A 12,232-nucleotide genomic window follows, 5' to 3' on the forward strand; every position below is an offset into this window, starting at 1 on the left:
CTGCTTAATCCATATGGCCGAGTTTTGCCGCTTTGGTCGCCAGATAGCGATGTGAATGCGCTGTCGTTTTTACCCGGTGCTGTACCCGCTCCAGCACATTGACGCCGGCATCCTGCAGTGCTTTTAACTTGCGGGGGTTATTGGTCAGTAAGCGGATTTGTTTTACACCCAGTTGGGCAAACATGTCGGCGGCAATACCATACTCGCGTTGGTCTGGTAAAAAACCCAGAATCTCATTGGCTTCGACCGTATCCAGCCCCTTGTCCTGTTCAGCATAGGCGCGGATTTTATTGATCAGACCAATACCCCGACCTTCCTGGCGCAGATATAAAATCACGCCGCGACCGGTTTCGGCAATTTTCCGCATGGCGGCTTCCAGTTGCGGGCCACAATCACAGCGCAAGCTAAAGAGCGCATCACCGGTTAAACATTCAGAGTGCACGCGCGCTAATACCGGCTCATCGCTGCTAATATCACCGAGGGTCAGCGCGACATGTTCTTTACCATTTGCCGCTTCAAAGCCGTGTAAACGAAACTCGGCAAAAGGCGTCGGTAACAGGGTGGAAGTAACCAGTTTAATACTCATTTAAATTCTCAAATAAAACGCTGACAACACATTAGCGGAAATTGGGATCCCCAGTCCAGGAATCAAGTCTTAGCGGCAACGCTCAGCTAAAAAAGCTCCCTCGCAATAATTGTGATAGTATCACATTGCCAACAATAACGGTTAAGACTTTTGCCCGTCGGATCGGTTACAATCAGCAAGGTGCCGCTGGTGGCACTTTGTTGTTTTATGTTTGGCTATTTCGTTTTTAGCTATCCCGCTTTTCTCTATCGGATTAATTCGCATGCTAGGTTTTTTTGAACGCTTAACGCGCCCCTTTCCAGAACAACAACCCACGCAACCGCCACAGGGCCTGCTGGCCTTTTGCCGCCACTATACCAAAGGTATGGAGCTACCGCTGCTGGTGATGTCGATAAGTTCGGCACTGTTAGCGATCCTCGAAGTGTCGTTATTTAGCTTTATGGGCCAGTTGGTCGATTGGCTGGTAGCGAAAGAACCCGAAACATTCTTTAGTGAAGAGCGAGCTAACCTGATTTGGATGGCGTTAGTTACGCTGGTATTACTGCCGCTGTTAACACTGTTTCATTCCGCTCTGGTGCATCAAACCCTGCTCGGGAACTATCCAATGTCTATCCGCTGGCTGGCTCACCGTTATCTGCTAAGACAAAGTATCGGTTTTTATCAAAATGACTTTGCCGGCCGTATTGCAACCAAAGTCATGCAAACGTCGCTGGCGGTGCGCGAAACCGTAATGAAGCTGCTGGATGTGCTGGTGTATGTACTGGTGTATTTCTCTGCAATGCTGTTTTTTGTTGCCGATGCCGATTGGCGCCTGATGATCCCGATGCTGATCTGGCTAGTTTTTTATATTGGTTTACAACTGTATTTTGTACCGCGTTTAAAGCGGGTATCAACGGAACAGGCTGATGCGCGCTCAGAAATGACCGGCCGCATAGTCGATAGCTACACCAATATCAATACGATTAAGCTGTTCTCGCATACCCGGCGCGAAGAAGACTATGCCCGCGAGAGTATGGAGGTATTTTTAAAACCGGTATACCGGCAAATGCGGCTGGCTACCGGCTTAAGCGTGTCGGTACAAAGCCTGAACTATCTGCTGGTGTTTGCCGTCGCAGCCCTGGCGCTGTACTTATGGGCTGGCAGCGCCATCACCGTTGGCGCCATTGCCATTGCTGTTAGTCTGGCACTTCGGTTAAACGGCATGGCACAGTGGATTATGTGGGAAGTCAGTAGCCTGTTTGAAAATATCGGTACTGTCGCCGATGGCATCACTACCCTGTCGCAACCGGCCAGCGTGCTGGATAAGCCCAATGCCAGTGAGCTGGTAGTCAGTCAGGGCGAGATCCGCTTTGCTGCCGTCAGCTTTAACTACGGCAAGGCCCTGAACACCGCAAAATCGCCGGTGATCGATGGCTTGAACCTGACGATTAAACCGGGTGAGAAAATTGGTCTGGTTGGCCGCTCCGGCGCCGGGAAATCGACGCTGGTTAACCTGTTACTACGTTTTTATGATGTCCAAAGCGGTCAGATCCTGATTGATGGCCAGGATATCAGTCAGGTCAGTCAGGAAAGTCTGCGCCGGCAAATCGCGATGGTCACGCAGGACACCTCTTTGTTGCATCGCTCGGTACGTGACAACATCAGCTATGGTAAGCCGGATGCCAGTGAGCAGGAACTGCTGACAGCTGCAGAGCAAGCGGAAGCCTCACTGTTTATTGATGAGCTAACCGATCCTAAAGGCAATAGCGGACTGGACGCCCAGGTGGGTGAACGCGGCGTTAAGCTCTCTGGCGGCCAGCGGCAGCGTATTGCCATTGCCCGGGTGCTGCTGAAAAACGCCCCTATCCTGATCCTGGATGAAGCGACGTCTGCGCTGGACTCTGAAGTCGAGGCTGCGATCCAGGCCAGCCTGAATAAACTGATGACCAATAAAACGGTAATTGCTATTGCACACCGGCTGTCGACTATTGCCCAGATGGATCGCTTAATAGTGCTGGACCAGGGTAAGATCGTTGAGCAAGGTACGCATGCCGAACTGGTTGCCGCCGGCGGTATTTACGCCCAGCTTTGGGCGCATCAAACCGGCGGTTTTATCGGTCTGGATTAAACCGCCTGTACCCCGGTACGCAGGTCGGCAGTGATAGTGCCGACCTCTGTGGGATCAGGGCATCATGTGCCTTGTCCAGCCAGGGCTCAGCCAATGCTTGCTGATACCAGTCCTGCATTGCCGGCAATTGCAGCAAGCGGGCAAAATAGGCATTGACCTCTTGGCTTAAACTCAGGCCATAGCTTTGCAGACGAAAGGCAACAGGCGCATAAAAGGCATCTGCCGCAGTGAACTGTGCGCCGGCCAGATAGGGGCCGCCAAATTTATGCAACCCTTCAGTAACCAGCTCATCCAGCCGGGCCAGATCCCGTAATAGCGGCGCACTATGTTCATGTAGCTGAATGCGCAGGCCGCAGTTCATGCTGCAAATACTGCGTAACGCATTAAAATTAGCATGAATTTCTGCCGCTGCGCAGCGCGCCCAGGCCCTTACCCGGCGATCCGCTGGCCACACCGTCGGATAATGCTCATACAGATACTCGGCAATCGCCAGCGAATCCCAGATCACCGTATTGTGCTGCACCAGACAGGGTACCTTGCCACTGGGTGAGAAACTACGGAATTTAGCAAAGCTATCTTGTTCGGTAAAGGGAACCAGTTGCTCGGTAAAGGCGATATCCAACTGTTTCATCAACAGCCAGGGCCTTAATGACCAGGAAGAATAGTTTTTATTGGCGATATAGAGTTCCCGCATAACAGACTCCGTCACTTGTTTAGGTTTACCCCTCAATGCTTTGGGGCTTAACTGGTATGATGTGTTTCTGTAAGTTGTCAGCTTAGCCGAAAAAACAGCCCCGGCAAGGGCCGGGGCTGATATATATCAAACATTATCGCGATTCAGCTTTGCTGCTAAGCTTAGTCGCTGCCTTTTTGCTCCGCCTGAGATTTGGCTAAGCGCTGCTCCCAAAAGGTCGCATTTTTAATGCCCAGTTTAACCGGGTCAAAGCTAATTGGGCCGCCGGCTTTCTTCTGTTCTTCATAGTCCTTCAGACACAGAATGGCAGGCTTATGCAGGAAGAAAATCACCAGAATACCCAGCACGTTGATCCAGGCCATTAAGCCTACGCCAATATCACCGATATCCCAGACATAACCCGCTGCATTGACAGTGCCGTACGCCACCATCGCCATCAGCACAATTTTAAACACGATCAATGGTAGCTTGTTATTAAACAGACGGTTTAGGTAAGCGACATTGGTTTCGGTAATGTAGTAATAGGCCAGGATAGTGGTAAAGGCGAAGAAAAACAGTGCCAGACCAACAAAGATTTGACCGAAGTTACCAAATACTGAGTTCAGCGCCATCTGGGTAAAGGCGGCAGAGCCAATGACGGTATCCGCGGCCACATTCTGTACGATAAACTCTCCGGCTGGTAATTCACCCACCACATTATATTGCTGGGTGATCAGGATCATCAGCGCCGTAGCGGTACAAACAAAGAGCGTATCAACATACACCGAGAACGCCTGCACTAACCCCTGCTGCGCCGGGTGATCCACTTCTGCTGCTGCGGCAGCATGTGGCCCTGTACCCTGGCCAGCTTCATTGGAGTAAATACCGCGCTTTACACCCCAGCCAATGGCCGCGCCAAAACCGGCTTGTGCAGTGAACGCATCTGATAAAATCAGGCCAAACACACCCGGTACTTTATCTAAGTTTAAGAACACGATAATCAGCGCCATTACGATATAGCCCAGCGCCATAAAAGGGACAACAATCTGAGTAAAGTTAGCGATGCGCTTAATACCACCAAAGATAATAAAGGCCAGCACAATTAAGATCAGTGCCAACGCCGCCAGTTTGTTGGTACCGACTTCGCCAAAACTGGTGGTTACCATATTGCCGTCACCAAAGACCTGAGTTACCGCATTGCCGACCGCATTCGCCTGCACGCCAGGTAAGAAAATACCACAGCCGATAATCGCTGAGACAGCGAATAACACTGCCAGCCAGCGCCAGCCCAGGCAACGCTCGAAATAATAAGCCGGACCGCCACGGTACTGACCATTTTCTTCAACTTTGTATACCTGACCCAGTGTTGATTCGGCATAAGCGGTACTGGCGCCTAAAAAGGCCACCACCCACATCCAGAATACGGCGCCCGGACCACCGAAACCGATGGCGGCAGCAACACCGGCAATATTACCGACACCGACCCGGCCGGATAGCGATACTGCCAGGGCTTGAAACGATGAAATGCCTTTATCTGAACTCGTGTTGTTAAACAGCAGCTTGCACATTTCTTTAAAATGCCGCACCTGCGCAAAGCGGGTCATGATGGAGTAAAATAAACCGGCACCCAGACACAGATAAATCAGTGCCTCACTCCAGATTATGCCGTTAATGGTATTCACCAATTGTTGCATTACGTTCCCCTGAATTGTTGTTATTGTTGTCGAGCTAAAGCCATCTGCGCCCAGCTCTGTGCCGCCCTGGCAGGCTAACACCCTTAATTTGCCATAAGCGCGGCGCTATGGCTATGCTGACATAAAAGAAATCCCGCCAAAAGGCGGGATTTTAACACCGATAGTCTTTAACGTTTGTTATAGAGGCTTGCCATATTTTTCAGCAAGATACAGCCAGGTATCGACCACAGTGTCCGGATTTAACGACACACTTTCAATGCCCTGCTCCATCAGCCAGGCAGCAAAGTCTTCATGATCCGAAGGTCCCTGACCACAGATGCCGATATACTTACCTTTGGCTTTACAGGTCTGAATTGCCATTGCCAGCAGCTTTTTAATAGCCGGATTACGTTCGTCAAACAAATGCGCAATCAAACCGCTATCGCGATCCAGTCCCAGCGTCAGCTGCGTCAGATCGTTAGAGCCAATCGAGAAGCCATCGAAATATTCGAGGAATTCTTCAGCCAGCAAAGCATTAGACGGCAGCTCACACATCATAATAACCCGCAGGCCATGCTCGCCGCGTTTTAAACCATGTGCGGCCAGCAAGTCGATCACTCCGGCGGCTTCTTCCAGGGTGCGCACAAAGGGGATCATAATTTCGACGTTACTAAAACCCATCTGGTGACGAACCCGCTTTAATGCCTCAACTTCTAACGCGAAGCAATCGCGGAAATCCTCTGACAGATAACGCGAGGCACCACGGAAACCAATCATCGGGTTTTCTTCGTGCGGCTCATACTGCTGACCACCGATCAGGTTAGCGTATTCGTTGGATTTAAAGTCTGACATCCGTACTATGACTTTTTCCGGTGCAAAGGCACAGGCCAGCGTAGCAATACCCTCGGTCAGCTTGGCGATATAAAATTCCACCGGATCGGCATAACCGGCCGTCATTTCATCGATGGTTGCTTTTAACTCGGCACTTTGACCGGCGTAATTTAACAGCGCCTTGGGATGTACGCCGATCATCCGGTTAATAATAAACTCTAACCGGGCCAGACCAATACCGGCATGCGGTAAACGCGAGAAAGCAAAGGCGCGTTCCGGATTACCGACGTTCATCATCACTTTCAGATCCAGTTTTGGCATCTGATCAACCTGGCTGGTTACCACATTAAAGTCCAGCAGGCCCTGATAAACAAAGCCGGTATCGCCTTCGGCACACGACACGGTAACTTCAGTCCCGGCCTGAATTTTCGCCGTTGCATCACCGCAGCCAACGACAGCCGGGATCCCCAGCTCGCGGGCAATAATGGCAGCATGACAAGTACGACCGCCACGATTAGTGACGATAGCCGAGGCGCGCTTCATAATCGGTTCCCAATCCGGATCAGTCATATCAGTAACCAGCACATCGCCCGGCTGAATTTGGTCCATCTGTGAAATATCAGTTAGCACTTTGGCAGTACCGCGACCAATCCGTTGCCCGATGGCCCGGCCCTCAACCAGTACCGCGCTTTTCGCCTGTAACTGGTAACGTTCAATACTGTTGCTATCTTCGCGGCTTTTTACCGTTTCCGGCCGTGCCTGTACAATATAGAGCTTGCCATCTACGCCGTCTTTGGCCCATTCGATATCCATCGGCCGACCGTAATGTTTGGCAATAATCACCGCTTGCGCCGCCAGTTGCTCGACTTCGTTGTCGGTTAGTGAGAACTGGCGTCTGGCGCTTTGCTCAACATCAATAATTTTTACCTGCTTGCCATGCCCCTGTTCGCTGGAGTAAACCATCTGCAGCAGCTTACTACCCAGGTTACGCTTTACCACCGCCGGCCGGCCGGCTGCCAGCGTGGGTTTGTGCACATAGAACTCATCCGGATTCACCGCGCCCTGCACCACCATTTCACCCAGGCCATAAGACGAGGTAATAAAGACCACATCTTCAAAACCGGATTCAGTATCAATACTGAACATAACACCGGATGAGGCCAGATCTGAGCGCACCATCCGCTGCACCCCGGCAGACAGGGCCACACCGCGGTGGTCATAGCCCTGATGCACCCGGTAAGAAATAGCACGGTCATTAAACAGCGACGCAAACACGTGTTTAATCGCAGTAATCACCGCATCATAGCCACGGACATTTAAAAAGGTTTCCTGCTGGCCGGCAAAGGAGGCATCCGGCATATCTTCAGCTGTGGCAGAAGAGCGCACGGCAAAAGAGACATCCTGGCTGCTGTCCGGGTGTAATTGCTGGTAGGCTGCGCGGATCGCCTGTTCCAGCTCAGGCTGAAACGGCGTATCGATAACCCATTGCCGGATCTGCTTGCCGGCTTCTGACAGCGCCTGAATATCACCAACATCCAGCGTATCCAGCAGTTTATAAATACGCTCATTGACGCCGCTTTGCTCTAAAAACTGATTAAAGGCATAGGCCGTGGTGGCAAAACCGCCCGGCACCTGCACCCCGGCCGAGGCCAGATTACTGATCATTTCGCCCAAAGAAGCATTTTTGCCGCCGACCCGGTCTACATCATGCATTCCCAGGTCCTGATACCAAATGACGAATTCTTGCACCTTTCTCTCCAATTTTTGTTGCCAAGCAGGTAAGCTTACAGCAAGGGTTACAATCGCAGCGATTTTACACTTTGGCTGCAAGTAAGAAAATCTTTAATTTTCATGTAGTTTTTTTACAAGAAATGGAGCTGACGTGCGCACTGCTTTTTATATTTCCGATGGTACTGCCATTACCGCAGAAGTCTTTGGTCATGCACTATTGACGATGTTTCCTGCGCAATTCGAGCACGTTACCATACCCTTTGTCGAAACACTCACCATGGCACAGCAGGTGGTCCAACGCATTAATGACTGTTATAAAACTACAGGTTTAAAGCCGCTGGTGTTTCATACCTTCGTTGACGAGCAACTCAGGCTACAGATCAGCCAAAGTAACGGCATCTGTTATGACTTTTTAAATGCCTTTGTCGCGCCGCTGCAACAGGAGCTGCAACTGGCACCGGTGCCGAAAACCCACCGCACCCACAGCATGCATGAGAAAACCTACGATTTTCGGATTGACGCGGTCAATTTTGCGCTGGCCAATGACGACGGCGCCAACATGAAGAATTTTAGTCAGGCCGATATTATTCTGATTGGCGTCAGCCGCTCCGGCAAAACCCCGACCAGTCTCTATCTGGCGCTGCAATACGGCATCAAAGCGGCGAACTACCCCTTTGTCGAAGAAGATATGGAGGCTCTGCGGTTACCGCCCGAGCTAAAACAACATAAAGCTAAACTCTTTGGCCTGACCATTAGTCCGGAACGCTTAAGCCAAATTCGCGAACAGCGCCGGCCCAACAGCCGTTATGCTTCGGTACGACAGTGCACATTGGAGCTAAAAGAGGTGGAACGCCTATATCAGCGCGAGCAGATCCCGTTTTTAAACTCAACCCAGTTATCGATAGAAGAAATTTCGGCGAAAATTATCGCTATGACTGGCTTAAAACGGCAGAAGTATTAGTACGCTTGGGGTAGCAGCAGGACAGAGAAAAAGCCCTGACCAAAGAAACAGTCAGGGCTTGAGCTTATTTACGGGCGGCGCTTAACGTATCAGCAATTAAAAACGCCAGTTCCAGTACCTGATCAGCATTTAAGCGCGGATCGCACTGGGTGAAGTAACGGCTGGATAAATCGCTTTCACTCAGACCATAGGCGCCACCGGTACACTCGGTAACATGCTCACCGGTCATCTCCAGGTGAATACCGCCGGCATGGGTACCCTCAGCCTTATGTACGGCAAAGAAATTGCGGATTTCCCGCAAAATGGCTTCAAAATCCCGCGTTTTATAATCATTGCTGGCTTTCACGGTATTACCGTGCATCGGATCTGAGCTCCAGACCACTTTACGGCCTTCCTGCTTCACGCGGCGAACCAGTGCCGGCAGTTTATCTGCCAGTTTATCGGCGCCCATACGGGTGATCAGGGTCAAACGGCCCGCGGTGTTATCCGGATTTAGCGCATCAATCAGACGAATTAAATCATCCTCCTGCATGCCTGGCCCCACTTTCACCCCGACCGGGTTATGGATGCCGCGGAAGAACTCAAGATGCGCATGATCCAGTTGCCGGGTACGCTCACCAATCCATACCATATGTGCCGAACAGTCATACCATTTGCCGGTTAAGGTATCCCGCCGGGTCAAGGCTTCTTCGTAATTCAGCAACAGGGCTTCATGCGAGGTAAACAGCTGGGTTTCGCGGATCGACGGCGAGTTTTGTGCCGTGATCCCACAAATCTCCATAAAGCGCAGCGCTTCCTGAATGCGGTTTGCCACACTCATATAACGCTCTTTTAGCGGATTGCTCTCAACAAAGCCCATATTCCAGCGCGCGACCTGGTGCAAATCAGCCAGACCACCCTGCGCAAAGGCACGCAGTAAATTTAGCGTTGCCGCAGAGTGATGATAAGCGGTGATCAACCGTGCCGGATCCGGCTCCCGCGCTTCAGCGGTAAATTCGAAGCTATTGACGATATCACCGCGATAGCTCGGCAAACTGACACCATTAATGGTTTCCAGATCGCTGGAGCGTGGCTTGGCGTATTGCCCGGCCATCCGTGCCACCTTCACCACCGGTAAACCACCGGCAAAGGTCAGCACTACCGCCATTTGCATTAATACTTTAAAGGTATCGCGGATCTTCGGCGCATTAAAATCGTTAAAACTTTCAGCGCAATCACCACCCTGTAGTAAAAACCCATTCCCCTCGGCCACCTGGCCGAGCTGACTAAACAAATCCCGGGTTTCCTGAGCAAAAACCAAAGGTGGGTATTTGTGCAGTTGTTGTTCTGTTTGGGTTAACAGTTGCTGATCCCGATACTGCGGTTGCTGCTGGATCGGCAGGTTGCGCCAGCTATGTGGCGTCCAGGTGGTCACGATGCTATTCCTGTAAGTTAGTTACACACCCGCTAAACTTATAGACTTCTGGACGTAAATTCAATCCTGAGCTGACACTTTTTCGCAGCAAAGTGCCTGCTATCGCGCTGATTGACCCTCTGGCTCAGCTAAGACCGGTAATTGTTGCAGCAGCTGCTGACAGCTTTCTTCCAATAACCGTAACACCAGCTCGAAACCTTTACTGCCGCCATAATAAGGATCAGGTACTTCCTGATAGCGCGGATATTCAGGGTGAAAGCTCAGCATTAAGCGCAGTTTATGCTGATAAGATTCTGGGCAACGGCTCGCTAACTCCCGCAGGTTTTGCTTATCCATCGCCAGAATCAAGTCGTAATAGGCAAAGTCGCCATCCTGCACTGGCCTGGAGCGCAGCGCTGAAAAATCATAGCCGGCCGCCGAACCAACCCGCACTGAGCGCGGGTCAGGTGGCTCCCCCTTGTGGCTGGCGCTGGTACCGGCAGACTCGACTTCTAACTCCAGCCCCCGCTGCACCGCTAACTGTCGCAGCACCGCATGTGCCGTTGGTGAGCGGCAAATGTTACCTAAACAAACAAAAAGTATTCTCTTCATGCGTCTTTGCTTTTCAAATTGTGGTCTGACGTTATATAGTTAGAGTATTCGCGATAAGGGTAGCTGTTATGGAAAGGTTTTCACGCCTGATATTACTCACTGATGAAACTGAACAACTTAGTACGTGTCGCCATGCTCGTGCCGCTGGCATTGATGTCGAGCAAACCACCCTCGCCGCCTTTACAGCGCAGCGCCAGTATAAAGGTATTCTGGCCGGATACCAATTCAGCAGTGAAACCTCGGTCAAAAAAGGCTTTTCCGCTAAATTACTCAGTGTCAGCCGGCAGGTGCCATTGTTTTTATTTCAGGCCGAGCGCCAGTTGATTGATCCAAACCGCGCTTTGTTCGCCGGTTTACGGGGCGTGATCTACAACGATGAAAAACCCGACATTATCAAAATTGCCTTGCAAACCCTGATTTCTGGTCAGCTTTATTACGGCCGCAAGGTGATGTCTGATGCGCTGGATGCGCTGTTCCAGCTGCGTGAACAGAATAATAAACGGATTAAACTGCCGTCGTTACTCACCGATCAGGAGCAACGCATTAGCATGCTGATCGCCGAAGGCGCCCGGAATAAAGAAATTGCCGAACAGCTCCAAATCAGTGCCAATACCGTAAAGGTCCATGTATCTGCCATCTTTAAAAAAACCCATAGCCGGAATCGGACTGAACTGGTACGGTGGCTACAGGAAGCATCAACCTAAGGGTTCAGGAGTAACAGCCCTGACCGTAGCAATTTTTAAGGAGTCAGGGTGTTAGCCGAGCTACATCATATCGAACAACAACTGAATCAGGTGATTCTGGGTAAAAGCCTGCAGATCCGTCTGGCGTTAACTTCAGTACTGGCGCAAGGCCACCTGCTACTGGAGGATTTACCCGGCATGGGCAAAACCACGCTGGCGCATGCCTTGGCCAATGCGCTCGGCTTAAGCTACAAGCGGGTGCAATTTACCAACGACCTGCTGCCCGCTGATCTGTTGGGAATGAATATTTACGATGCCCGGTCAGCGCAATTTTATTTTCAGCCAGGCCCGGTGTTTAGTCAGGTGTTGCTGGCCGATGAAATTAACCGCGCCAGCCCAAAAACCCAGAGCGCCCTGCTCGAAGCCATGGAAGAGCGTCAGGTCTCCATTGACGGCGATAGCAGGCCTCTGCCAGAGCCGTTCTTTGTAATAGCCACCCAGAATCCGCATTTTCACTCCGGTACTAATGCCTTGCCGGAGTCGCAGCTGGACCGGTTTTTATTCCGCTTATCGCTGGGGTTTCCTGATGCGGCCGCAGAAAAGCAGCTTCTCCGTGACGACAGCAAGGGTTCTCGCCTGAGCTTTATCAGCCGCGCGCTGTTACCGGAGCAACTGATCGCGATGCAGCAACAGTTACAACAGGTGAAGCTCAGTGAGCCGTTGCTGGACTATCTGCTGGCGTTGATCCGGGCCAGTCGCGGCCAAAGCGGTATGCTGCCATTATCGCCACGCGCCGGCAAAGGCTTGGTACGGGCGGTAAAGGCTCTGGCCTTTTTACAAGGTCGGGATTATGCCACCGCCGAAGATGTACAAAACGTCTTTCCGTACTTAGCCGAGCACCGCTTAAACCCACAAAGCGTGGCAGGTCTGTCGCCACTTAGCCAGCAGCTGCTGGAACAAACACCCTGCCCGGTTTAAGCAG

General features: G+C 51.4%; 10 protein-coding genes. 4 read left to right on the forward strand and 6 right to left on the reverse strand.

The window, feature by feature from the left end; translation table 11 throughout:
- Nucleotides 1-4 precede the first annotated feature (4 nt).
- Nucleotides 5-586 carry a GTP cyclohydrolase II gene (gene ribA, locus A9165_RS02215; RefSeq protein ID WP_065954762.1) on the reverse strand — a complete coding sequence of 194 codons (582 nt, stop codon included), beginning with the start codon at nucleotides 584-586 and terminating at the stop codon, nucleotides 5-7.
- 262 nt (nucleotides 587-848) lie between these two features.
- Here ribA and A9165_RS02220 point away from each other — a divergent pair, with 262 nt between their 5' ends.
- Nucleotides 849-2,693, forward strand: coding sequence for an ABC transporter ATP-binding protein (locus tag A9165_RS02220; protein ID WP_065954763.1), 1,845 nt, complete (start codon nucleotides 849-851; stop codon nucleotides 2,691-2,693).
- Here the strand turns inward: A9165_RS02220 and A9165_RS02225 are convergent.
- The 3 genes from A9165_RS02225 to ppsA form a co-directional block, all read right to left on the reverse strand.
- Nucleotides 2,677-3,387, reverse strand: a complete 711-nt coding sequence (locus A9165_RS02225) for a glutathione S-transferase family protein (RefSeq protein WP_255365622.1) — start codon at nucleotides 3,385-3,387, stop codon at nucleotides 2,677-2,679. The two genes, A9165_RS02220 and A9165_RS02225, sit on opposite strands and share 17 nt — an antisense overlap.
- 161 nt (nucleotides 3,388-3,548) lie before the next feature.
- Entirely contained in the window at nucleotides 3,549-5,060 is a 1,512-nt protein-coding gene (locus A9165_RS02230; RefSeq protein ID WP_065954764.1) for a sodium:alanine symporter family protein, read from the reverse strand.
- 177 nt (nucleotides 5,061-5,237) lie between these two features.
- Nucleotides 5,238-7,619: a phosphoenolpyruvate synthase gene (gene ppsA / locus A9165_RS02235; RefSeq protein ID WP_065954784.1), complete on the reverse strand. Its 2,382-nt coding sequence runs from the start codon at nucleotides 7,617-7,619 to the stop codon at nucleotides 5,238-5,240.
- A gap of 133 nt (nucleotides 7,620-7,752) precedes the next feature.
- Here ppsA and A9165_RS02240 point away from each other — a divergent pair, with 133 nt between their 5' ends.
- Nucleotides 7,753-8,562: a pyruvate, water dikinase regulatory protein gene (locus tag A9165_RS02240; RefSeq protein ID WP_065954765.1), complete on the forward strand. Its 810-nt coding sequence runs from the start codon at nucleotides 7,753-7,755 to the stop codon at nucleotides 8,560-8,562.
- 64 nt (nucleotides 8,563-8,626) lie between these two features.
- On the opposite strand, the gene A9165_RS02245 is transcribed toward A9165_RS02240, so the two are convergent.
- Nucleotides 8,627-9,976: a class II 3-deoxy-7-phosphoheptulonate synthase gene (locus A9165_RS02245; protein ID WP_008608477.1), complete on the reverse strand. Its 1,350-nt coding sequence runs from the start codon at nucleotides 9,974-9,976 to the stop codon at nucleotides 8,627-8,629.
- 99 nt (nucleotides 9,977-10,075) lie between these two features.
- Nucleotides 10,076-10,567 (reverse strand): low molecular weight protein-tyrosine-phosphatase, encoded by a 492-nt coding sequence (locus A9165_RS02250; protein WP_065954766.1) that lies wholly within the window; start codon nucleotides 10,565-10,567, stop codon nucleotides 10,076-10,078.
- Between the two features lie 68 nt (nucleotides 10,568-10,635).
- Between A9165_RS02250 and A9165_RS02255 the strand changes: the two genes are divergently transcribed.
- Nucleotides 10,636-11,271 (forward strand): response regulator transcription factor, encoded by a 636-nt coding sequence (locus A9165_RS02255; protein WP_065954767.1) that lies wholly within the window; start codon nucleotides 10,636-10,638, stop codon nucleotides 11,269-11,271.
- A gap of 48 nt (nucleotides 11,272-11,319) precedes the next feature.
- Nucleotides 11,320-12,228, forward strand: coding sequence for a MoxR family ATPase (locus A9165_RS02260; protein WP_008608474.1), 909 nt, complete (start codon nucleotides 11,320-11,322; stop codon nucleotides 12,226-12,228).
- Nucleotides 12,229-12,232 lie beyond the last annotated feature (4 nt).

The sequence above is a fragment of the Alishewanella sp. HH-ZS genome, assembly GCF_001704375.1.
In the GTDB taxonomy this organism is placed as follows: domain Bacteria; phylum Pseudomonadota; class Gammaproteobacteria; order Enterobacterales; family Alteromonadaceae; genus Alishewanella; species Alishewanella aestuarii.